Origin of the sequence: Rhodococcus sp. Leaf225, assembly GCF_001426145.1 — a bacterium.
Taxonomy (GTDB): domain Bacteria; phylum Actinomycetota; class Actinomycetes; order Mycobacteriales; family Mycobacteriaceae; genus Rhodococcoides.
In genome coordinates this window covers 469,469-491,051 of sequence record NZ_LMRN01000021.1, presented here as the reverse complement: position 1 = coordinate 491,051, position 21,583 = coordinate 469,469, and the positions used below count along the sequence as shown (strand labels likewise).

Annotated in this window: 22 protein-coding genes and 2 tRNA genes; 8 read left to right on the top strand and 16 right to left on the bottom strand. The window is 68.6% G+C overall.

Annotated elements, in window-relative coordinates; translation table 11 throughout:
* Window positions 1–139 precede the first annotated feature (139 nt).
* Entirely contained in the window at window positions 140–331 is a 192-nt protein-coding gene (rpmB, locus tag ASG69_RS22240; RefSeq protein ID WP_042576517.1) for a 50S ribosomal protein L28, read from the top strand.
* A gap of 115 nt (window positions 332–446) precedes the next feature.
* A complete protein-coding gene (locus ASG69_RS17425; protein WP_056445439.1) occupies window positions 447–1,238 on the top strand; it encodes an enoyl-CoA hydratase/isomerase family protein in 792 nt (263 codons plus the stop codon).
* Window positions 1,239–1,246: 8 nt separating this feature from the next.
* Here the strand turns inward: ASG69_RS17425 and ASG69_RS17420 are convergent, their stop codons facing one another.
* The 4 genes from ASG69_RS17420 to ASG69_RS17405 are packed head-to-tail and all read right to left on the bottom strand — an operon-like array spanning window position 1,247 to window position 3,890.
* On the bottom strand, window positions 1,247–1,915 hold the full coding sequence (locus tag ASG69_RS17420) for a uracil-DNA glycosylase (RefSeq protein ID WP_056445442.1): 669 nt from the start codon (window positions 1,913–1,915) through the stop codon (window positions 1,247–1,249).
* Window positions 1,912–2,433 (bottom strand): gamma carbonic anhydrase family protein, encoded by a 522-nt coding sequence (locus ASG69_RS17415; RefSeq protein ID WP_056445447.1) that lies wholly within the window; start codon window positions 2,431–2,433, stop codon window positions 1,912–1,914. The genes ASG69_RS17420 and ASG69_RS17415 overlap by 4 nt, the downstream gene beginning before the upstream one ends.
* 12 nt (window positions 2,434–2,445) lie before the next feature.
* Entirely contained in the window at window positions 2,446–2,946 is a 501-nt protein-coding gene (locus ASG69_RS17410) for a GNAT family N-acetyltransferase (protein ID WP_037187035.1), read from the bottom strand.
* A complete protein-coding gene (locus ASG69_RS17405) occupies window positions 2,931–3,890 on the bottom strand; it encodes a thiamine-phosphate kinase (RefSeq protein WP_056445450.1) in 960 nt (319 codons plus the stop codon). Before ASG69_RS17405 ends, ASG69_RS17410 begins: the two co-directional genes overlap by 16 nt.
* Window positions 3,891–4,023: 133 nt before the next feature.
* Between ASG69_RS17405 and ASG69_RS17400 the strand changes: the two genes are divergently transcribed.
* On the top strand, window positions 4,024–4,596 hold the full coding sequence (locus ASG69_RS17400) for a DUF3515 domain-containing protein (RefSeq protein WP_056445452.1): 573 nt from the start codon (window positions 4,024–4,026) through the stop codon (window positions 4,594–4,596).
* An 18-nt stretch (window positions 4,597–4,614) separates the two neighbouring features.
* Here the strand turns inward: ASG69_RS17400 and ASG69_RS17395 are convergent, their stop codons facing one another.
* Together ASG69_RS17395 and ASG69_RS17390 are read right to left on the bottom strand one after the other, a co-directional pair.
* Window positions 4,615–5,721 carry a D-alanine--D-alanine ligase family protein gene (locus tag ASG69_RS17395; protein ID WP_056446198.1) on the bottom strand — a complete coding sequence of 369 codons (1,107 nt, stop codon included), beginning with the start codon at window positions 5,719–5,721 and terminating at the stop codon, window positions 4,615–4,617.
* A 53-nt stretch (window positions 5,722–5,774) separates the two neighbouring features.
* Window positions 5,775–6,773 (bottom strand): NAD(P)H-dependent glycerol-3-phosphate dehydrogenase, encoded by a 999-nt coding sequence (locus tag ASG69_RS17390; protein ID WP_027506999.1) that lies wholly within the window; start codon window positions 6,771–6,773, stop codon window positions 5,775–5,777.
* A 126-nt stretch (window positions 6,774–6,899) separates the two neighbouring features.
* Here ASG69_RS17390 and cofC point away from each other — a divergent pair, with 126 nt between their 5' ends.
* The 3 genes from cofC to ASG69_RS17375 all read left to right on the top strand — a co-directional run bounded on the left by cofC (window position 6,900) and on the right by ASG69_RS17375 (window position 10,859).
* Window positions 6,900–7,598 (top strand): 2-phospho-L-lactate guanylyltransferase, encoded by a 699-nt coding sequence (gene cofC, locus ASG69_RS17385; RefSeq protein ID WP_027507000.1) that lies wholly within the window; start codon window positions 6,900–6,902, stop codon window positions 7,596–7,598.
* Between the two features lie 186 nt (window positions 7,599–7,784).
* Entirely contained in the window at window positions 7,785–9,914 is a 2,130-nt protein-coding gene (locus ASG69_RS17380) for an RNA degradosome polyphosphate kinase (protein WP_231476464.1), read from the top strand.
* A gap of 9 nt (window positions 9,915–9,923) precedes the next feature.
* Complete coding sequence (locus ASG69_RS17375) at window positions 9,924–10,859, top strand: NUDIX hydrolase (protein ID WP_056445456.1); 936 nt, start codon at window positions 9,924–9,926, stop codon at window positions 10,857–10,859.
* 77 nt (window positions 10,860–10,936) lie between these two features.
* Here the strand turns inward: ASG69_RS17375 and ASG69_RS17370 are convergent, their stop codons facing one another.
* From ASG69_RS17370 to leuC, 3 genes are all read right to left on the bottom strand, one after another.
* The gene (locus ASG69_RS17370; protein WP_027507003.1) at window positions 10,937–11,647 is read right to left on the bottom strand and encodes an HU family DNA-binding protein; all 711 of its coding nucleotides are present in this window, start codon (window positions 11,645–11,647) and stop codon (window positions 10,937–10,939) included.
* Between the two features lie 162 nt (window positions 11,648–11,809).
* Complete coding sequence (gene leuD / locus ASG69_RS17365; RefSeq protein ID WP_027507004.1) at window positions 11,810–12,418, bottom strand: 3-isopropylmalate dehydratase small subunit; 609 nt, start codon at window positions 12,416–12,418, stop codon at window positions 11,810–11,812.
* A gap of 54 nt (window positions 12,419–12,472) precedes the next feature.
* The gene (gene leuC / locus ASG69_RS17360; RefSeq protein WP_056445459.1) at window positions 12,473–13,891 is read right to left on the bottom strand and encodes a 3-isopropylmalate dehydratase large subunit; all 1,419 of its coding nucleotides are present in this window, start codon (window positions 13,889–13,891) and stop codon (window positions 12,473–12,475) included.
* A 61-nt stretch (window positions 13,892–13,952) separates the two neighbouring features.
* Here leuC and ASG69_RS17355 point away from each other — a divergent pair, with 61 nt between their 5' ends.
* Window positions 13,953–14,654 (top strand): IclR family transcriptional regulator, encoded by a 702-nt coding sequence (locus ASG69_RS17355; protein ID WP_027507006.1) that lies wholly within the window; start codon window positions 13,953–13,955, stop codon window positions 14,652–14,654.
* Window positions 14,655–14,698: 44 nt separating this feature from the next.
* Here ASG69_RS17355 and ASG69_RS17350 read toward each other — a convergent pair whose 3' ends face one another.
* From ASG69_RS17350 to ASG69_RS17325, 6 genes are all read right to left on the bottom strand, one after another.
* Complete coding sequence (locus ASG69_RS17350; protein WP_200933843.1) at window positions 14,699–15,529, bottom strand: glycosyltransferase family 2 protein; 831 nt, start codon at window positions 15,527–15,529, stop codon at window positions 14,699–14,701.
* Between the two features lie 108 nt (window positions 15,530–15,637).
* Window positions 15,638–15,710: transfer RNA gene (locus ASG69_RS17345), tRNA-Glu, on the bottom strand.
* An 83-nt stretch (window positions 15,711–15,793) separates the two neighbouring features.
* Window positions 15,794–15,865, bottom strand: a tRNA-Gln gene (locus tag ASG69_RS17340).
* 87 nt (window positions 15,866–15,952) lie between these two features.
* On the bottom strand, window positions 15,953–16,939 hold the full coding sequence (locus tag ASG69_RS17335; protein WP_037187043.1) for a YihY/virulence factor BrkB family protein: 987 nt from the start codon (window positions 16,937–16,939) through the stop codon (window positions 15,953–15,955).
* 36 nt (window positions 16,940–16,975) lie between these two features.
* Window positions 16,976–18,460 carry a glutamate--tRNA ligase gene (gene gltX, locus ASG69_RS17330; protein ID WP_027507009.1) on the bottom strand — a complete coding sequence of 495 codons (1,485 nt, stop codon included), beginning with the start codon at window positions 18,458–18,460 and terminating at the stop codon, window positions 16,976–16,978.
* Window positions 18,457–19,227 carry a fumarylacetoacetate hydrolase family protein gene (locus ASG69_RS17325; RefSeq protein WP_027507010.1) on the bottom strand — a complete coding sequence of 257 codons (771 nt, stop codon included), beginning with the start codon at window positions 19,225–19,227 and terminating at the stop codon, window positions 18,457–18,459. Before ASG69_RS17325 ends, gltX begins: the two co-directional genes overlap by 4 nt.
* 131 nt (window positions 19,228–19,358) lie before the next feature.
* Between ASG69_RS17325 and ASG69_RS17320 the strand changes: the two genes are divergently transcribed.
* Window positions 19,359–20,564, top strand: coding sequence for an MFS transporter (locus tag ASG69_RS17320; RefSeq protein WP_200933842.1), 1,206 nt, complete (start codon window positions 19,359–19,361; stop codon window positions 20,562–20,564).
* Here ASG69_RS17320 and ASG69_RS17315 read toward each other — a convergent pair.
* Entirely contained in the window at window positions 20,553–21,566 is a 1,014-nt protein-coding gene (locus ASG69_RS17315; RefSeq protein ID WP_056446202.1) for a 3-isopropylmalate dehydrogenase, read from the bottom strand. The two genes, ASG69_RS17320 and ASG69_RS17315, sit on opposite strands and share 12 nt — an antisense overlap.
* Window positions 21,567–21,583: the final 17 nt, after the last annotated feature.

Genomic DNA, 21,583 nt, shown 5'->3' with positions numbered 1-21,583 from the left:
GCTAGTCTTGCAGGGTTGCGTCTGACGCGTCCGGCATGCCCGGAGGTATCGGGCGCAGTTGTACGAAGATCTTGCCCCACACCGGCCACGGTTCGAATCGTGTCCCGGTCTCACCTCGAATACCAAGGAGTTCGCGACTATGGCTGCCGTCTGCGACGTATGCGCCAAGGGACCCGGCTTCGGTAAGTCGGTTTCGCACTCGCACCGCCGTACCAACCGTCGCTGGAACCCCAACATCCAGACCGTCCGCGCGCAGGTCGCGCCGGGTAACTCTCGTCGGCTCAATGTGTGCACCTCGTGCCTCAAGGCCGGCAAGGTGGTCCGGGGCTGACGTTCCCGCACGACATTTTCACGACAAGGCCCCGATACCTCGGTATCGGGGCCTCTGTCATCTCCGGCGACTCTGTCGTTTCCGGAGCCGAGCGGTCCTGGTCTAAGTTCGAACGATGACCGAATCAGTCGACCCCCCGGCCACGTCCCCCGTCACCGTCGAGGACGGTGTCCTGTACGTACGGGTGGCGACGCCCCGCGGCGGCAACGTGCTGAACGGCGAGGCGATGGCCGCAGGCGCTGCGTCGCTGTCCGATCTCGACGAGTCCGTGGGCGCCGTGCTGCTCGTCGGCGCCGAATCCAACTTCTGCGCCGGTGGCGACGTGCGCGCCTTCCACGGGGCGCCCGACAGAAGCGCGTTCGTCCGGCAGCTCGCCGACACGTTCCACGATTTCGTCCGCGCGCTCACCTCGGTGTCGGTCCCCGTCGTGGCGGGAGTGCCGGGCTGGGCAGCGGGCGCGGGCATGTCGCTCGTGTGTCACGCCGACATCGCGATCGGCGGTCGATCCACCCGGCTCCGTCCCGCGTATCCGGCGCTCGGCTTCACTCCGGACGGCGGTCTGACGTGGGCGCTCCCCCGCATCATCGGCACCCGCCGCGCGCGCGACATCCTGCTCACCGACGGCGTTCTCGGCTCGGACGAGGCCCACCGCCTGGGTCTGCTGACACGGTTGGTCGGTGACGACGTCATCGCATCGGAGGCCGAGCGGGTGGCGCGCTCTCTCGCGGCCGGGCCCACCGAGGTGTCCCGTGCGACCAAGCGGTTACTGCTCGCCTCGGACTCCGCGACGCTGTCCGATCAGCTCGACGCCGAGACCGACTCGATCTCTCACCAGGCGTCCACCGCGGACGGTATCGAGGGTGTCGACGCCTTCGTGGAGAAGCGCCGGCCGTCCTTCGGCCACTGACGGCCGCCTCAGTCCAGACGCCAGTCGACGGGTTCCTCGCCCAGCGTCGCGAGATGGTCGTTCACGGTGCTGAACGGCCGTGACCCGAAGAACCCCCGCGACGCGGACAGCGGTGAGGGATGGACGGACTCGACCGTGGGCGTGGACCCGAGCAGCGGCGTGGCCGTCGCGGCGTCGCGTCCCCAGAGGACCGCGACCAGGGGGCGGCCGGGTCGGTTCACCAGAGCGGTGATCGCCTGCGCCGTCACCGCTTCCCAGCCCTTGCGCCGGTGCGACGCCGCCTTGCCCGGTTCCACGGTCAGAACACGGTTCAGCAGGAGCACACCACGATCGGCCCACGGAGACAGATCACCGGTACTGGGTGTCGGCAGGCCGAGATCGGCGCTGTACTCGGTGAAGATGTTCGCGAGGCTGCGCGGGACCGGCCGCACGTCGGGCGCGACCGAGAAGCTCAGTCCCACAGCATGTCCCGGCGTCGGATAGGGATCCTGTCCCAGCACCAGCACACGCACCTCCTCGAACGGGCGGCTGAAGGCGCGCAGCACGTCCTCCCCGGCGGGCAGGTAGCCTCGCCCGGCGGCGTTCTCGGCGCGCAGGAAGTCGCCCATCCGGGCGATGTCGTCGGCCACCGGACCGAGCGCGGACGCCCACCCCGGATCCGCGACGGGCGCCGTCACGACAGCACGCGCAGCGCGCCCCGGTAGTACTCCGCATTGGCCTTGTACATCGCGACGTTGACGTCCACGTGCCCCTCCGCCACCTCGTGGCTCTCGCGGAGCTTGGCCGGAACCCCCAGTGCCATCCGGCGTTCGGGCACGACGGCGTCGAAGGGGACCACGGCGCCGGCGCCGACGATCGCGCCGGATCCGATGGACGCGCCGTTGAGGACGACACTGCCCGACGCGATGAGGCACGCGTCTCCGATGGTCGCCCCCTCGACGTGCGCGTTGTGCCCGACGACGCACCCGGCGCCGATCACGGTCGGGTGGATCGGCGTGCAGTGCACGACGGTGCCGTCCTGAATGTTCGTGTCCTGCCCCACGGTGATGGTCCCGTAGTCGCCGCGCAGCACCGCCCCGGGCCACACCGACACTCCCGCAGCGAGTGTCACCGCACCGATGACGACGGCATCGGGATGCACATAGGCGGTGGGGTGGATGTCGGGTTCACGGTCACCGAGTGCGTAGACGGTCATGGCTCCAGCATGTCATCCGGTCAGATCCTTCACCATGCACACCGACTGCTCCTCGTGCCGGTAGAGGCCGAACTTCGGTACGAGCGGTCGATACCCACTCGAGGTGTAGAGGCCGATGGCCTCGGGTTGACGCAGTCCGGTCTCGAGGACCAGTCGTAGCCGGCCAGCGTCGCGGGCGGTGTCCTCGATCGTCCGCAGCAGGGCGCGCGCGACGCCCGCGCCTCGCGCCTCGGTGCGGACGTACATGCGCTTGATCTCCGCGTCGCCGGTGCGCAGGCCCTCCGCCTCGGGTCCTCCGTGCTCGTGGGTCCGCCAGCCGCCCATACCGACGACGGCGCCGTCCAGGTCGGCCCGCAGCATCACGCCGTGCGGCGGCAGGAACTCTCGGACGTCGAGCGGCGTCTCGTCGGGGCCGCCGTAGCGGCGCACGTACTCCTGCTGGACCTCGTCGATCATCGCGACCACGTCCGGGTCGTCGAGCCGAGTGGTCGTGACCGTCAGAAGCTCGTCCATGCCGCAGGTCCTTCCCATCGCACACCGTCCACCGTGACTCCTGTTCCCGCACTCACGGATCCGATCCGGCGCCAGCCGGTCGGCACGTCGTCGGAGGCGAACGTCGCGAGCAGCACGTGGTCCTCCCCGCCGCCGAGAGCCCAGTGCAGCGGGTCGACGCCGAGTTCGGTGCCGGCGTGCACCACGTCCTCGGGGATCTCCATGTCGGCCGACGAGATGTCGAGCCGCACAGCGGACATCGCCGCCAGATGTCCGGCGTCGCCGATCACGCCGTCGGACACGTCGCACATCGACGACGCTCCCGCGCGCGCCGCGGCCGGACCGTCGGCGGGATCGGGCGTCGGGACACGATGTGCCGCCAGCAGATCCGGGTGGGTGGTCGAGCCCGCCTCGTACAGTGCCCACCCGGCAGCGGACCGGCCGGTGGGTCCGGACAGTGCGAGCACGTCCCCCGGCCGCGCACCGGACCGCAGCACCGGGGGTCGCCCCTCGAGGTCACCCAGCGCGGTGATCGACAACACCAGCCGGTCCCCTCCCGTGACGTCCCCGCCGACGATCGACGCGCCGACTCGCGTCGCCTCCGCCCACAGACCCGCGGTGAGCGCGTCCACGTCCGACACCGCGGTGGTCGACGGGCACGACATCGAGACGAGGAATCCCGTGCACCGCGCGCCCATCGCGGCGATGTCCGCGGCGTTCTGCGCGATGGCCTTTCGGCCGACGTCGTGATGACTCGACCAGTCGAGGCGGAAGTGTCGACCCTCCACCAGCATGTCGGTCGTGACGACGACGCGGGAATCGGGGGCGGCGATCACCGCCGCGTCGTCCCCCGGCCCGATCGCGACCGATGGGGGGTGGACACGGCCGGCCGTCGCGCGGCCGATGAGTGCGAACTCACCGAGGTCCCCCACCGTCCCGGTCGCGGGATCGTCCGCCTGTGACACAGAACTCCTCCATCACCGTCGTGGATCACCGTCGTGCAGCATCCCACGGGGCCTCGTCGTCGTCACGCATCCGGGCCCCCCGTCAGGGCGCGGGTAACGTTTCCGCCGAGACCGTTCGACACGAGGGAGCACGATGACGCAGGACGAACCGACCGCGACGGACGAGTCGGCCACGGGTCTGCACCCCGCTCTGATCGCCACCGCGATCGCCCTGCCCGTCGCGCTCGTCGTCGGCATCATCGTCGCGGCGGTCATGGCGAACAGAACTCCCGTCCGCGAGCCCGTCGCTCTCGGCGCGGTCCCCTCGCCGCTTGCCGAGAGCACCGAGTGCGCGACGTTGCTCGGCGCACTGCCCGAGACGTTCGACTCGTTCACCCGCGCCGAGCTGGCCGACCCCGCGCCCGTGGGTGCGGCCGCCTGGCAGTCCGAGGACGTCACCGACCCCATCGTGCTGCGGTGCGGGCTCGAGCGTCCGGCGGAATTCGATCAGGCCGCCGCTCTCGACGTCGTCGACGGCGTGCAGTGGTTCCGGGTGTCGGGCGCGGATCAGGGCCTCGCCGCGAGCACCTGGTTCGTCGTCGACCGGGGCGTGTACGCCGCGGCCACCATCCCCGACGGCACGGGCCCCACACCGATCCAGGCCCTGTCTGCCGCGGTGTCGGGAGCCCTTCCGCAGACGCCGCTGGACCCCGCTCCGATCAACTGATCCGGCAGGGCCGACCTCTCACCGCAGTCCGGTCCCCCGTGCGAGCGCGGTGTCGACGAGAGTGCCGACGAGCTCCGAGTAGCCGACGCCCGTCGCCTCCCACATCCGCGGGTACATCGAGATGGCCGTGAAGCCGGGCATCGTGTTGATCTCGTTGATCACCGGACCGTCGTCGGTCACGAAGAAGTCGACGCGCGCGAGACCTTGCAGATCCAGCGCGGCGAAGGCACGGACAGCGATCTCCCGCAGCACCGTCGAGACGTCGTCGTCCAGCAGGGCCGGGATGTCGAACTCGACCACGTCGTCGAGGTACTTGCTGTCGAAGTCGTAGAACGTCGCACCACCGGCCGACGCCGAGGCCTCGTCCATGCGGATCTCGGCGACGACGCTGGCGCGGACGGAGCCGTCCGGCATCTCCAGGACACCGCACTCCACCTCGCGGCCGACGATGGCGGCCTCGATCACGACCTTCGGATCATGTTCTCGCGCAACCGCCACCGCGTCGTCCAACTCGTCCCAGTCGACGATGCGCGTGATCCCGATCGACGATCCGCCGCGGGCCGGCTTCACGAACGCGGGAAGACCGATGACGTCGCGCTCGTCGGAGGTCAGGGTCTCGCGATCGCGGCGCAGGACGACCTGGCGGCCGACGGGAAGGCCCTCGGCCGCGAGCAGCTTCTTGGTGAACTCCTTGTCCATCGCCGCGGCGCTCGCGAGGACTCCCGGTCCCACGTAAGGGACGCCGGCGACCTCGAACAGCCCCTGGACCGTGCCGTCCTCGCCGTAGGCACCGTGCAGCACCGGGAAGACGACGTCGACCGCACCGATGTCCTCGGCCGTCCCGTCGACGGAGCGCGTGATGCGACCGGGGTTCTCGGGATCGACTCCGAGAGCGAGCGGGACGCCCGCACCGGCGACCGACGGGAGAACGCGATCCCGGATCTGCAACTCCGTCGGGTCGGCGGTGCCCTCGACCCACGTTCCGGCGCGCGTGATCCCGATGGGGATCACGTCGAAGCGGTCGGAGTCGAGGTGACGCATGACGCTTCCTGCCGAGACGCAGGAGACGGAGTGTTCGTTGCTTCGACCGCCGTAGATCACGGCGACCTTGATGGGATCGGTCACGTGAGCACCGTACCGGCGAACCCCGGACGAGGCGTGACGCGCACCGCCGCGGTTCACTCCGGCTTGTGACGACGCCCCAGGAGGCTGTGGACGGCGTCCGGAACGGAGAGGCCCTCGTGGCAGACCCGGTGGACCGCGTCGGTGAGGGGCATCTCCACGTCGTAGGCCTCCGCGAGAGCTCGGATGGATGTGCACGACTTCACACCCTCGGCCACCTGACCGTGCGCCGCTTCCTGCGCACTCTCCAGCGAGCCACCCGACCCCAGCCGCTCGCCGAACGTGCGATTACGCGAGAGCGGGGACGAGCACGTGGCGACGAGGTCACCCACCCCGGCGAGACCCGCGAGCGTCGACGGGTTGGCGCCGAGCGCGACACCGAGACGGGTCACCTCGGCGAGACCGCGGGTGATGATGCTGGCGACCGAGTTCTCCCCGAAACCGATACCCGCCGCCATGCCGCACGCGAGGGCGATGACGTTCTTGCACGCACCGCCGATCTCGCACCCGATGACGTCGGAGTTCGTGTACGGGCGGAAGTAGCTGGTGGCACACGCCGACTGGAGCGCGATCGCGCGATTGGAGTCCGGGCACGCGATGACCGTCGCGGTGGGTTGCTCGGCGGCGATCTCCTTGGCGAGGTTCGGTCCCGACAACGTGCCGACGCGACTCGGGTCCGCACCGGTGACCTGACAGATCACCTGCGACATGCGCATGAGGGTCCCCGTCTCGATGCCCTTGGCGAGCGAGAGCAGGGTGACGTCCGACCCCATCAGCGGTGCCCATTCCGCCAGGTTGGCGCGCAAGGCCTGCGAGGGCACCGCGAGGACGACCGTGCAGGCCCCGTCCAACGCCTCCGCGGCGTCGTGAGTCGCTCGAATGGCCGACGGCAGTGCGACTCCCGGAAGGTAGTCGTCGTTCCGGTGGTTCTCCTGGATGGACGTCGCGAGTTCCTCTCGACGCGCCCACATGGTCACGTCGGTGCCCGCGTCGGCGAGCACCTTCGCGAACGCGGTTCCCCACGAACCGGAACCGAGCACCGCTGCCTTGACCATGACCCAGCCTTTCCTCGATCGACACGAGGCCGTCGCCCGCTCGGCAGCCCTGGCGGCTCACAGTAGCGATGTCGGAGGCCTGCCGAACGAAGTCGGCGGTAATGACTGCTGGCAGGATCGACGGTCATGAGCACGCCCAGTCGACCTCCGACCGACACCGCCCCACGGCGCGGTGTCCATCTCGTGCTCGCGGTGAAGAACCTCGTCGACGCGAAGAGCCGACTGTCCACGACCTTCCCCGGCGACGAACGCGCCGAACTCGTGCTGGCGATGTTGCGCGACACCGCGTCGGCCGCCGCAGCGGCGGACGTCGTCACCGGATGGTCGGTCGTCACGCCGGACTCTCGCGTCGCGAGCGTCGCGGTCGCCCTCGGCGGACACACGGTGTCCGAACCCGAGTCGGGTGCCGCCACCACCGTGGAGCGACTCAACCGCGCCCTGTCCGCAGCGGACGACGCGATCAGTGACGCCCACGGCGGCGACGTGATCGCCCTGCAGGCCGACCTCCCCGCCCTGCGCACCGCGGAACTGGTCGCGGCCTACGCCGCCGCTCCCCCGGACACCCGCTCGGTGGTGATCGATCACACCGGAACCGGAACGTCGGCCCTGATCGTGCGGGGTCGCCCCCGGCGCCTCGAACCACGGTTCGGTCCGGACTCGGCCTCGCGCCACGTCGATTCCGGGGCGTTCCCTCTCCGCGGCACCTGGCCGGGTCTGCGTCTGGACGTGGACACGGCGGACGACGTCCGCGCCGCCCTCGACCTGGGGGTGGGGCCGCACACCGCCGCGCTGCTCGCCGAGCTCGGCTGGACCGCCGCGCGCTGACACGGCCGGGCGAGGCCCGTCGCGAATTCGCACGCGGTCGACTACTCGCGCACGGCCCGCGTGAGGGATGATCGACGCGTGACCAACGAGGCGACCGAAAGCACGACCGACGCCCCTTCCCGTTCCGGGGCCCCCACGAGTTCCGCAGCACCCGGTGACGCCGTCGACGGTGAGTGGAGCGCGCCGCTGGCCAGCCGCGCACCCTCCGCACCCACGGCACCGCCGGCCGCGACATCGGACACCGCGGTGCCGGTGGACCTGCTCCCGGAGGACCGCTATCTCAACCGCGAGTTGAGCTGGCTCGACTTCAACTCACGGGTGCTGGCACTTGCGGAGGACTCGTCGCTGCCGCTGCTCGAGCGGGCGAAGTTCCTCGCCATCTTCGCCAGCAACCTCGACGAGTTCTACATGGTGCGGGTGGCCGGCCTCAAGCGCCGCGACGAGACCGGCCTGTCCGTCCGCTCCGCCGACGGACTCTCCCCCCGCGAGCAGCTGGCGTTGATCGCCCGGCGCACCCAGGAGATCGCCGACCGTCACGCCCGCACCTTCATCGACCGCATCCTGCCGGAGCTGGCGAACGAGGGAATCTCGGTCATCCGGTGGTCGGAGGTCACCTCCGACGAGCGGACCCGTCTGACACGGTATTTCACCGAGCAGGTGTTCCCCGTCCTCACCCCGCTGGCCGTGGATCCCGCCCACCCGTTCCCGTACATCTCCGGACTGAGCCTCAATCTCGCTGTGACGGTGAAGGACTCGACCACGGGCGGCGAGCACTTCGCCAGGGTGAAGGTCCCGGACAACGTCGATCGGTTCGTGCAGTTGCACCGAGGCGACGTCGGCGCCGTGCCCGCGTTCCTTCCCATGGAGGAGCTCATCGCGGCGCATCTCGACGTTCTGTTCCCGGGACTCCAGATCGTCGAGCACCACGCCTTCCGCATCACGCGCAACGCCGATTTCGAGGTGGAGGAGGATCGGGACGAGGACCTCCTGCAGGCCCTCGAGCGCGAACTCGCGCGCCGCCGTTTCGGATCGCCCGTGCGCCTCGAGGTCGCGGACGACATGACCGACCACATGCTCAGCCTGTTGCTGCGCGAGTTGGACGTCGATCCCGGCGACGTCATCCAGGTGCCGGGACTGCTCGATCTGTCGTGCCTCATGCAGCTCTACGGCGTCGACAAGCCCGTCCTGAAGGACGCACCGTTCGTGCCGGCGACGCACCCCGCCTTCGGAGAGCGCGAGACTCCCAAGTCGATCTTCTCCACGCTGCGCGACGGGGACGTGCTGCTGCATCACCCGTACGACTCGTTCTCCACCAGCGTGCAGCGCTTCATCGAGCAGGCGGCAGCCGATCCGCACGTGCTCGCCATCAAGCAGACCCTCTATCGGACGTCGGGCGACTCCCCCATCGTCAACGCGCTGATCGCCGCGGCAGAGGCCGGCAAGCAGGTCGTGACTCTCGTGGAGATCAAGGCGCGCTTCGACGAACAGGCCAACATCGCCTGGGCACGCAAACTGGAGCAGGCCGGCGTGCACGTGGTCTACGGGTTGGTCGGCCTGAAGACCCACTGCAAGACGTGCCTCGTCGTCCGCCGCGAAGGCGACACCATTCGCCGGTACTGCCACATCGGCACCGGCAACTACAACCCCAAGACCGCCCGACTCTACGAGGACGTGGGTCTCATCACGGCCGCCGACGAGATCGGCGCCGACCTCACCGACTTGTTCAACTCGCTCACCGGTTACTCGCGCAAGGAGCAGTACCGGAACCTCCTCGTCGCGCCGTTCGGTGTGCGGGCGGGAATCGTCGAGCGCATCGAGGCCGAGGTGCGGGCGCACAAGGACGGCGCGAAAGCCCGAATCCGCCTGAAGGCCAACGCACTCGTCGACGAGCAGGTGATCGACGCGCTGTACTGGGCGTCCACCGAGGGCGTCCAGGTCGAGGTGGTCGTGCGCGGTATCTGCGCTCTCAAACCGGGCGTACCCGGTCTCAGCGAGAACATTCAGGTGCGGTCGATTCTCGGACGGTTCCTCGAACACTCGCGTGTGTTGCACTTCGAGGCGATCGACGAGTTCTGGATCGGCAGCGCGGACATGATGCACCGCAACCTCGATCGACGCGTGGAGGTCATGGCTCAGGTGAAGGACCCGAAGCTGTCCGGTCAGCTGAACTCGATGCTCGACTCGGCCATGGACGTCACGACCCGCTGCTGGGTACTGCAGTCCGACGGCGCCTGGACGGCGTCCCCCGCGAGCGGCGAGACGGTGCGGGATCACCAGGTGTCCCTCATGCGCCAGCGTCGCTACACCGGATCGTGAGGTGGGTCGATGAGCAGCTCACGCGCATCGAAGACGCCTGATCCGGTCCAGGCCGCGGGTGCGGTGCTGTGGCGTCCGGGCCCCGAGGGCGACGAGCCGATGGTGGCGCTGGTGCATCGACCGCGCTACGACGACTGGTCCCTTCCGAAGGGCAAGGTCGAGGCCGACGAGGTACCCGCTGTCGCCGCCGTCCGAGAAGTGTGGGAGGAGACCGGTTTCCGGTGCGTTCTCGGACACGGTCTCGGAACCACCACCTACCCGCTGCCGCGCTCGAAGAAGATCAAGCAGGTGGACTACTGGGCAGCTCGAGTCGTGGACGGCGAGTTCGCCGTCAACGACGAGGTCGACGAACTGCGTTGGCTCACACCCGCCGAGGCTCGTGATCTCGCGACCTACGAGGCGGACCGGGACGTCGTCGGCCGTTTCGCGCAGCACCCGGTCCCGACGAGTACGGCTGTGCTGGTGCGCCATGCGCGGGCGGGGAGCAAGGCTCGCTACAAGGGGGACGACGCCGAACGGCCTCTCGACAGCGTCGGGGTCCGCCAGGCGGCCGCACTGGTTCCTCTGATCCAGGCCTACGGCGGCACCGACGGATTCACCGCCGAGCGTGCTCGGTGCGTCCAGACCATCGCGCCGTGGGCCGAGTCCGTCGGAGTCGATCTGGCCCTGGAGCCCACGCTGACCGAGGAGGGGTACGCGCAGGATCCCGACAAGGGACGTCAGCGCGCACGCGAGATCATCGCCTCGACGTCCGGCGTCCCGGTGATCTGCAGTCAGGGCAAGGTGATTCCGAACCTGATGGAGTGGTGGGCCGAGAGCGACGGCGTCGAACTCTCCCGCACCCGATCACGCAAGGCCAGCGTTTGGGTGCTCAGCTTCGTCGGTGGTGTGCTGGTGGCAGCGGACTACACCGATTCGCCACTCCCGCGTAGCCGGCACGACTGAACTGCCGGCACGGCCGACACGAACACGAAGGAGCCCCGGACCGATGGTCCGGGGCTCCTTCGTGCCGAACGGGAACGTTACTTGCGTGCAGTACGTTTCGCCGGCGCCTTCTTGGCGGGCGCCTTCTTCGCGGGCGCGGCCTTCTTGGCCGGGGTGGTCTTCTTGGCTGCAGTCTTGGCCGGTGCCTTCGTCGCTGTGGTCTTCTTCGCGGCGGCCGTGGTGGTCTTCTTGGCTGCCGTCTTGGCGGGTGCTTTGGTGGCGGTGGTCTTCTTCGCCGCTGTCTTGGCCGGTGCCTTGGTGGCGGTGGTCTTCTTCGCCGCTGTCTTGGCCGGTGCCTTGGTGGCCGTGGTCTTCTTGGCCGCCGTCTTGGCGGGAGCCTTGGTCGCCGCCTTCGCGGGAGCCTTGGCCGCGGTCTTCTTCGCCGCTGCCGTCTTCTTCGCTGCCGCAGTCTTCTTCGCGGGGGCTGCGGAGGCGCCACGCTTCACGGCGGGGCCCGTGGCGGACAGCTTCTGGCCACCGGCGATGACGGCCTTGAACTGAGCACCGGGACGGAACGCGGGAACGGACGTCGGCTTGACCTTGACGGTCTCGCCGGTGCGCGGGTTACGAGCGACGCGGGCCGCACGGCGACGCTGCTCGAAGACACCGAAGCCGGTGATGGTGACCGACTCGCCGCGGTGCACGGCGCGCACGATGATGTCGACGATGTTCTCGACAGCGTCCGTGGCGCTCCGGCGATCCGCGCCTGTCTTCTCGGTCAGGGCGTCGATCAGTTCTGCCTTGTTCATCGGTGATTCCTCCGCATACTGATTGGCCCGTCGTCGGACCGACTGAGTACCACGGTAAACCGGAAATGCGCACGAGTCCACGAGCCACGCCAAAACAGTCTGTTCGGCTGTAATCGTCGCAGCCACAATGAGTGTCGCGGGAAGGACCTTTTCGGCCCGGAATCACCGAGCCTGATCGGGCGCCGGAAGTGTCTTCGGCTTCCATTCCGGACGCGACTTCTCGAACTCGGAAATGGCCTCTACCTGGCGTAACGTCAGCGCGACGTCGTCCAGCCCCTCCAGCAGACGCCACCTCGTGTAGTCGTCAATATCGAAGCGCACCACCAGTGTTCCGGCGCTGATCGTCTTAGTCTCAAGGTCGACGGTGAGTTCCGTCCCGGGGCGCTCGTCGAGCAATTTCCACAGCAGTTCCACATCCGATTGCTCGACAACGGCGGCCAGCAGACCCGCCTTTCCGGCGTTTCCGCGGAAGATGTCGGCGAATCTGGACGCGATCACGGCCCGGAATCCGTAGTCCGAGAGTGCCCACACGGCGTGCTCCCGAGAGGACCCGGTGCCGAAATCGGGTCCGGCGACGAGAACCGAACCCTTGTCGAACGGCGGGGTGTTGAGGACGAAACCGGGATCGGTGCGCCACCCCGCGAAGAGCCCGTCCTCGAAACCCGTTCGGGTCACGCGCTTGAGGTACACGGCGGGGATGATCTGGTCGGTGTCGACGTTGCTGCGGCGCAGCGGGACACCGATTCCGGTGTGCGTGGTGAACGATTCCATGACGAGCTCCTGACGGGGCGTACGAGGGACGGGGCGGACGGATTCTCGGTCGACTCAGCCGAGATCGGCGGGAGCCGACAACCGTCCACGCACCGCGGTGGCGGCGGCGACGGCCGGTGAGACGAGGTGCGTACGGCCGCCCTTGCCCTGGCGCCCTTCGAAGTTGCGGTTCGACGTCGAGGCCGATCGCTCACCCGGAGCGAGCTGATCGGGATTCATGCCGAGACACATCGAGCACCCCGCCTGGCGCCATTCCGCCCCTGCGGCAGTGAAGATCGCGCCCAGTCCCTCGTCCTCGGCCTGTGCGCGCACGCGCATCGAGCCGGGAACGACGAGCATCCGCACACCGTCGGCAACGGTACGGCCGTCCAAGATCTTCGCTGCCACACGGAGATCCTCGATCCGACCGTTGGTGCAGGACCCCAGAAAGACGGTGTCGACCGTGATGTCGCGCAACGGCGTGCCCGGCTCGAGACCCATGTAGGTGAGCGCCTTCTCGGCGGACTGACTCTCGCCCTCGTCGAGGATCTCGGCCGGATCGGGTACCGACGCACTGAGGGGGGCGCCCTGACCGGGGTTGGTGCCCCAGGTGACGAACGGGGTCAGCGCCGACCCGTCGATCCGCACTTCCTTGTCGAAGACGGCACCGTCGTCGGTGACGAGCGTGGACCAGTCGGCGACGGCCTGCTCCCACAGCTCACCGGAGGGAGCGTGCGGCCGACCCTTGATGTACTCGAACGTGATCTCGTCGGGGGCGATCATGCCCGCGCGCGCGCCCGCCTCGATGGACATGTTGCAGATGGTCATCCGCGCTTCCATCGACATCTTCCGGATGGCCTCGCCGCGGTACTCGATGACGTAGCCCTGCCCACCGCCCGTACCGATCTGTGCGATGACCGCCAGGATCAGGTCCTTGCTGCCGACGTCGTCACCGAGCTCGCCGTCCACCGTGACCGACATGGTCTTGAAGGGGCGCAACGACAGTGTCTGGGTCGCCAGCACGTGCTCGACCTCACTGGTGCCGATGCCCATCGCGAGGGCGCCGAACGCGCCGTGCGTCGAGGTGTGGCTGTCCCCGCACACGACAGTGGTTCCCGGCTGCGTCAGACCGAGCTGGGGCCCGATGATGTGCACGATGCCCTGCTCGATGTCGCCCATCGAGTGCAGGCGGATGCCGAACTCCTCGCAGTTGCGCCGCAGGGTGTCCACCTGCGTCCGGGAGACGAGATCCGCGATCGGCTGGTCGATGTCGACCGTCGGGACGTTGTGGTCCTCCGTCGCGATCGTCAGATCGGGCCGTCGCACTGGCCGACCGGCCAGACGCAGTCCGTCGAACGCCTGCGGGCTGGTGACCTCGTGCACGAGGTGGAGATCGATGTAGACGAGATCCGGCTTGGTCGCGTCACCCTCACCACCGCCGCGAACGACGACGTGCTGATCCCAGACCTTCTCCGCCAGGGTCTTCGCTGCCATGACTCCACCTTTCGACCGACGACGATCACCATCTCACGTTGTGAGACGCTAGTATCGCTACATGGGACAGCATAGCGGCATCGGCGTTCTGGACAAAGCAATGAGCGTTCTGCAGGCTGCGTCACTCGAACCGTGCAGCCTCGCCGACCTGTGTTCCGCCACCGGGCTCCCCCGCGCCACCGCGCATCGGCTCGCCATCGGACTCGAGACGCACCGCATGCTGAGCCGCGACGCCGACGGACTGTGGCGACCGGGGCCGGCGCTCGCCGAACTCGCGCACACCGCCGAGGACCCTCTTCTCGACGCCGCGGCCACGGTGCTGCCACGGCTGCGCGAGATCACCGGGGAGAGCGTGCAGGTCTACCGCATCGACGGCACGGTGCGCGTGTGCGTGGCCTCCATGGAACCTCCCACCGGGCTGCGCGACACCGTGCTCGTCGGCGCCCGCCTCCCCCTCACCGCCGGCTCCGGCGCCAAGGTGCTGTTGGCATGGGCCGACCCCGCACTACAGCGCAGCGTCCTCCCCGACGCAGCCTTCGGTGAGCGAGTGCTAGCCGAGGTACGCAAGCGCGGCTGGGCGCAGAGCGCCGCCGAGCGCGAGCCCGGCGTCGCCAGCGTCGCCGCACCGATCCGCGGACGCGACGACCGCGTGGTCGCCGCGATCTCCGTGTCCGGCCCGATCGACCGCATGGGGCGCCGCCCCGGAGCGCGCTGGGCCGCCGACCTTCTCGCGGCCGCGGACGCCGTGCAGAAGCGCCTCTGAGGCGGAGCCCGGCCGATCCGGGGGGTTCGGTCTCGCGTACCGGATCAGCCGTGCGAACGCTCGCCCCACCGTTGGCTCCGACGCTGCGCCGACCGGGTCACCGGAACGTGCCCTCTCGACGAGACGGCGTCGGAGCGCTCGAACTCGTGCACTGTCGGCTGCGGCGTGGACAGCCACTTCCTCACGTTGCCCCGGTGCAGGCGCAGCACACCGCCCACCATGCCCACCGCAGACTTGGCGAGATACTTGCGGTTGCCCATCATCGCGATGGCCGTTGCGCGGCCGAAGTGGTTGATGAACGCGCGCTCGGTGACATAGCTGCCGAATCCCTCTGCTGTGGCGCGGATGCAGAAGTCGACGTCCGCACCCCAGCCCGTGGACCCGAAGTTGCGTTCGTCGTACCCGCCGAGTGCGAGCCAGGTGTCCTTCGTGATCGTCACGGCGGTTCCGTCCACGGCGAAGCACTTGCGGTACCGGTCGACCGGGACGTAGTCCTTGGCGGGCCCCGAGTACGTCGTCTTCATGTCTCGGTGGCCATAGGCATCGTCGTAGACCGGCACGACGATGCCCGCATCGAACGGCAGTTGCGGGTCGGTCACCGCGTCGAGGAACCCGCGGGACAACCGCGTGTCGTTGTTCAGCGTCATCGCATGGGTGTGGCCGTCGCTGAAGGCGATGCGGAACCCGAGGTTCGACCCGCCGGCCCAGCCGAGATTGCGGCCGGGCGTGACGACGCGCTCGTCGGCGAGCGGGATGTAGTCACCGCGGTTGTCGATGATCACGAAGGTGGCGTTCTCCCGCCGCAGATCCTTCACCAAGGCATGGGTGTATTCGATCTGGCCGTAGACGGGAACAGCAATCAGTAGTGAAGACACACAAACAACGTACGACAATCGGACACTCGCCCACCAGTCGAACCAAACCATCTGGTACCGCATCGACGAAAACGAGGACCACCGCATCGCGGTGGTCCTCGAGTGTTGTAGCCCCGACGGGATTCGAACCCGCGCTACCGCCTTGAGAGGGCGGCGTCCTAGGCCGCTAGACGACGGGGCCAGGATCTTCATCTGTGAATCAGGTGGAGCAACCGGGAGAGCATAACCGGCCGAGAGCATCCGACGAAATCGGGTGTTTCTCTGCTGGGGTACCAGGACTCGAACCTAGAATGGCGGTACCAGAAACCGCTGTGTTGCCAATTACACCATACCCCAATGGCCTGGTCCGGCCGCGTTCTCCGGGCCGTTTCGAGCCGTGGAGAACACTACCAAACACCATCCCGCATTCACCAAATCGGCTGGTCAGCGGGCTGAGTCGGTCGACTGCGACCCGTCGGGCTCGCCGAAGGTGACCTCGATCTCCTCGAAACCCTTGCTTCGCTGCGCCTCCGCCTGCGCCGTGTACGCGTCTCGATCACCGTCGGTCAGTTCGACGTTGTCCGTGAACGGGGTGAGCAGAGCGCGCGGGTGCAACCTGTCGGTCCGCACGACGTTCACCTCGATGCACAGCACCAACACCAGCGAGGAGATGTAGAGGAACGCGAGCAGCCCGAGGACGATCGCGAACACACCGTTGGTGGTGTCCGCACCGCCGACGACGCGTTGGACGTACAGCCCACCGAAGGACTGCAGGGCCTGCCACAGCAGCGCGCCGATGACGGCTCCGGGAAGCACGTCGCGCACGCTCACCGCACGCGTGGTCCCGAGCCGGAACGCCACGACGAACGTGGCGGTGTTGAGCACGATCGCCGCGATCGTGACGAGCACCTGTGCGACCGTGCCGAAGAAGCCCGCCGCGTTGAAACCGTTCAGGACCGTGACGCCGATGACGGCCGTCCCGACGGTCAGCAGCAGGCCGAAGCCGCGCACCCGCGCCCGGACGGGATCGGGGCGATCGTTCTTCGGGACGGACCAGGCGACGTTCATCGCGTTCTGTGCGGCCACCGCCACACCCAGGCCGCCGTAGAGCGATCCCAGGACACCGATGACGATGGCCCCGGTCCCCCCGCTCAGCCCTTCCGGTTGGCCGAGTTGTTCACCGATCAAGGGGATCTGGCTCATGGCCGAATCGATGATGCGTTGCTGCAATTCGGGATCACCGGCCAGGACGATGCCCAGGACGGTGGAGAACAGCAGCAGCAACGGGAACAGCGAGATGAAACCGAAGTAGGCGATGAGCGCTGCCAGGTAGCCGCCCTGGTCGTCGAAGAACTTGTAGAACACGGCCAACGGGAATCCCATGGCGGGATGCCGCTGCTGAAATCTGTCGATCCGATCGGTGAAGCTCATCACCACACCCTTTCGCCCGAACTGCCCCTAGTCACCTCAGACGATCGACGCACGGGCCGACCGCAACCGGGCCAGCGTCAGCTCCCGGCCCAGCAGCACCATCGACTCGTACAGCGGTGGGCTGATGTGGGAACCGGTCACCGCCACGCGCACCGGCGCGAACGCCTTACGCGGCTTCAGCTCCATCTCGTCGATCAGCGCGACCTTGAGAGCCGACTCCAAGGCCTCCGCAGTCCACTCCGGTGCGCCCTCGACGGCGCTCACCGTCGCGTCCAGAACGGGTGCCGCGTCGGCGCCCAGATTCTTGGCTGCCGATGCCGGATCGACCGTGAACTCGTCGGCGGGGGCAAGCAGGAACTTCAGCAGTCCCCAGGCGTCGGACAGCACGACGATGCGCGTCTGCACCAGTTCCGCGGCCTCGGCGAACGCTGCGTCCGACACCCCGATCGGATGGCCGTGCGTCTCGAGATACGCCCGCAGGCGCGCGGCGAAGTCGGCCGGCTCGAGCAACCGGATGTGTTCGGCGTTGATGGCGTCGGCCTTCTTCTGATCGAAGCGGGCCGGGTTCGAGTTGACCGTCGAGATGTCGAAGGCACCCACCATCTCGTCGAGCGAGAACACGTCCCGGTCCTCGGAGAATCCCCACCCGAGGAGAGCCAGGTAGTTCAGCAGACCTTCAGGGACGAACCCGCGCTCCCGGTGCAGGAAGAGATCGGCCTCGGGGTCGCGCTTCGACAACTTCTTGTTGCCCTGCCCCATCACGAACGGGAGGTGCCCGAACTGCGGAATGCGTTCTGCCACACCGATGCGCACGAGGGCTTCGTACAGCGCGATCTGACGCGGGGTCGAGGACAGCAGATCCTCACCGCGCAGGACGTGCGTGATCTTCATCAGCGCGTCGTCCACGGGGTTCACCAACGTGTACAGCGGGACACCGTTGCCGCGTGTGAGCGCGAAGTCGGGGACCGTGCCGGCGCGGAACGTCGTCTCGCCGCGCACGAGGTCGTTCCACGACAGATCGTGATCGGGCATACGCAACCGGACGACGGGCTTGCGTCCCTCGGCGCGGAAGGCCTCCCGCTGCTCGTCGGTCAGCGTGCGGTCGTGATTGTCGAAGCCCAACTTCGGATCCCGGCCGGCCGCGAGATGCCGCGCCTCCACCTCCTCCGGTGTGGAGAAGCTCTCGTACGCCTCCCCCGCGTCGACGAGCTGCTGCACCACGGCGAGGTGCTGATCGCGGCGCAACGACTGCCGGTACGGCTCGTACGGCCCACCGACCTCGGGACCCTCGTCCCAGTCGAGTCCGAGCCACCGCAGTGCGTCGAGCAGCGCCTGGTACGACTCCTCGGAATCACGTGCCGCGTCGGTGTCCTCGATGCGGAACACGAACGCGCCGCCATGATGGCGGGCGAACGCCCAGTTGAACAGCGCCGTGCGCACCAGCCCGACGTGCGGGGTTCCGGTGGGCGACGGGCAGAACCGGACGCGGACGTCGGATGCGGGAACGCTCGCGGCGGTCACTTGTCCACCACCGGATTGGTCAGCGTGCCGATGCCCTCGATCTCGACGGACACGCTCTCGCCCGCCACGATCGGCCCCACGCCTTCCGGGGTGCCGGTCAGGATGACGTCACCGGGAAGCAGCGTCATCACCGACGAGATCCACTCGATGATCTTCGGCACGTCGTGCAGCAGGAGCGACGTGCGGCTGTTCTGCTTCACCGCGCCGTCCACCGTGGTGGTCAGAGCGAGATCCGAGGCGTCGAGCGAGGTCTCGATCCACGGGCCGAGTGGGCAGAAGGTGTCGTAACCCTTGGCGCGGGTCCACTGACCGTCGTGGCGCTGGTTGTCGCGGGCCGTGACGTCGTTCGCAACGGTGTAGCCGAGCACCACGTCGAGAGCGCGTGCTGCCGGGACGTCCTTGCACGGACGGCCGATGACCACCGCGAGCTCACCTTCGAAGTGGACCTCGGACGACGTCGGTGGACGCACGATGTTCGCACCGGGTCCGACGATGGACGTGTTGGGCTTGATGAAGATGACCGGGTCCTCGGGTGCGTCAGAGCCCATCTCCGCGGCGTGCGCCGCGTAGTTCTTGCCGATGCAGATCACCTTGCTGGCCAGAATGGGCGCCAGCAGGCGGACATCGGCCAGGGACCAGCTCCGGCCGGTGAAGGTGGGTGTGCCGAAGGGATGTTCCGCGATCTCTCGCGCCGTCCTCTCGTCTCCGTCGCCTTCGATGGCGACGAATGCAACACCGTCGGGACTCGCTACTCGACCAAGACGCATGGCGGAAGTCTATCGAGCGGCGTCGAGCGGACACCGGCGGGCGACGAACGACGATCACGTACGGGGTAGCATCGGCGACCGGGAGTTCAGCAGGCGAGAATGGTGTCCCATATAGTGAGAACGGAGCCGGAATGAGTCGCGTCCAGCGCTACACCACGTCCACGGCGGGTCGGTGGGCGATGCTCGTGATCGGCATGCTCGCGACGGCCTCCACGGCACTGCTTCTCAACGGCGCCGCCTTCCTCATCCCCGCACTTCGGGATCAGCGCGGACTCTCGCTCGCGTCGGCGGGTCTCGTCGTGGCGATGCCGACGGCCGGCATCGTCCTGACGCTGTTCGCGTGGGGCGCCGTCGTCGACCGCGTGGGCGAACGGCGATCCCTGATCGCTGGTTCCGTGCTGACGTCGGTGGCCGCCTTCTGCGCCGCCGCGACGGAGTCCACGGTGGCGCTGGCCGTCTTCCTGCTGCTCGGCGGCATGGCCGCCGCCAGTGTGAACTCCGCCACCGGACGCGTGGTGGTGGGGTGGTTCCCTCCCCACCGCCGCGGCCTGGCGATGGGCATCCGGCAGATGTCACTCCCTCTCGGAGTCGCACTGTCCGCGTTGCTGATTCCCGGTATCGCGCGCGATCACGGAGTGGGAGCCGCGATGCTCCTTCCCGCGGTCGCGTCCGCCCTCTCCGCTCTCGCCTGCCTCGTCGGTGTGTTCGATCCGCCGCGGCCCTCCCGATCGGCCGCCTCGAGTGCCGATCTCCTCGCCAACCCCTACCGCGGGCGTCGCGATCTCTGGCGCATACACGGTGCGTCGGTCGCGCTGGTGGTGCCGCAGTACGTGGTGTGGACGTTCGCCCTCGTCTGGCTCGTGGACCAACGGGCCTGGTCCCCCGAGGCCGCCGGTGTCCTGATCACCGTCTCGCAGATCCTCGGAGCGGGAGGACGCATCGCCGCCGGCGCAGTGTCGGACCGGGTGGGCAGCAGACTCGGACCGATGCGGTGGGTCGCCGTCGGCGTCGTGGCCGTGATGGCCGCGCTGGCGATCGCGGACGCCGCGGGCCTCGCGGTATCGGTGGTGATACTCGTGGTCGCGTCGGTGGCGACGGTGTCACCCAACGGGCTCGCATTCACCGCGGTGGCCGAGCGGGCGGGTCCGTTCTGGAGCGGGCGAGCACTCGGCGCGCAGAACACCAGTCAGTTCATCGCCGCGTCGGCGGTTCCCCCGGTGTTCGGCGCCCTGATCACGCACACGTCGTACGCGGTGGCGTTCGGGGTGTCCGCGGCGATCGCGCTTCTCGCGGTACCGACCATTCCGCGAGAAGCGCGAGACCGACTACACCAGTGAGGCGATCCGATCGCCGATCGTCGCGGTCGTGCCCGGGTCCCCGGCGGTGCGCGTCGCCAGGTCCTGCGCGACGGCGGACTCGACGCGCGCCGCCGCCTCGGTCTCGCCGAGATGTGCGAGGAGGAGCGACACAGACAGGATGGCGGCCGTCGGATCGGCGATTCCCTTGCCGGCGATGTCCGGTGCACTGCCGTGCACGGGCTCGAACATGCTCGGATTCGTGCGCGTCGCATCGATGTTCGCGCTCGCGGCCAGACCGATACCACCGGCGACCGCGGCCGCGAGATCGGTGATGATGTCGCCGAAGAGATTGTCGGTGACGATCACGTCGAAGCGGCCCGGGTCGGTCACCAGGTGGATCGTCGCCGCGTCGATGTGCTGGTACGCCACCTCGACGTCGGGGAACTCGGCGGCGACCTCGTCGACCGTCCGCTTCCACAGCGATCCCGCGAACCCCAGCACGTTGGTCTTGTGCAGCAGGGTCACGTGCTTGCGACGACCCATCGCTCGCGCGAAGCCGTCACGGACCACGCGCTCCACACCGAACCGCGTGTTGAGGCTGACCTCGGTGGCGACCTCGTGCGGAGTGCCGACGCGGATGGCGCCGCCGTTGCCCGTGTACGGGCCCTCGGTGCCCTCCCGCACGACGACGATGTCGACCGGCTTGTTGCCCGCCAACGGACCGACGACACCCGGGTACAGCTTGGACGGGCGCAAGTTGATGTGGTGATCCAGCGCGAATCGCGCGGTCAGCAACAAACCGCGCTCGAGCACACCGCTGGGCACCGACGGATCACCGATGGCGCCGAGCAGGATGGCGTCGTGGCCGCGGAGCTCCTCGAGAACCGACGGCGGCAGGATCTCCCCCGTCGCGTGATAGCGCCGTGCACCCAGGTCGTACTCCGTGGTCTCCGCACCGGGCGCGACCACCTCGAGCACCTTGAGCGCCTCGGCCACCACCTCCGGTCCGATGCCGTCTCCGGCCACGACACCCAGCTTCATCGAAGTCCCCTCGTTCG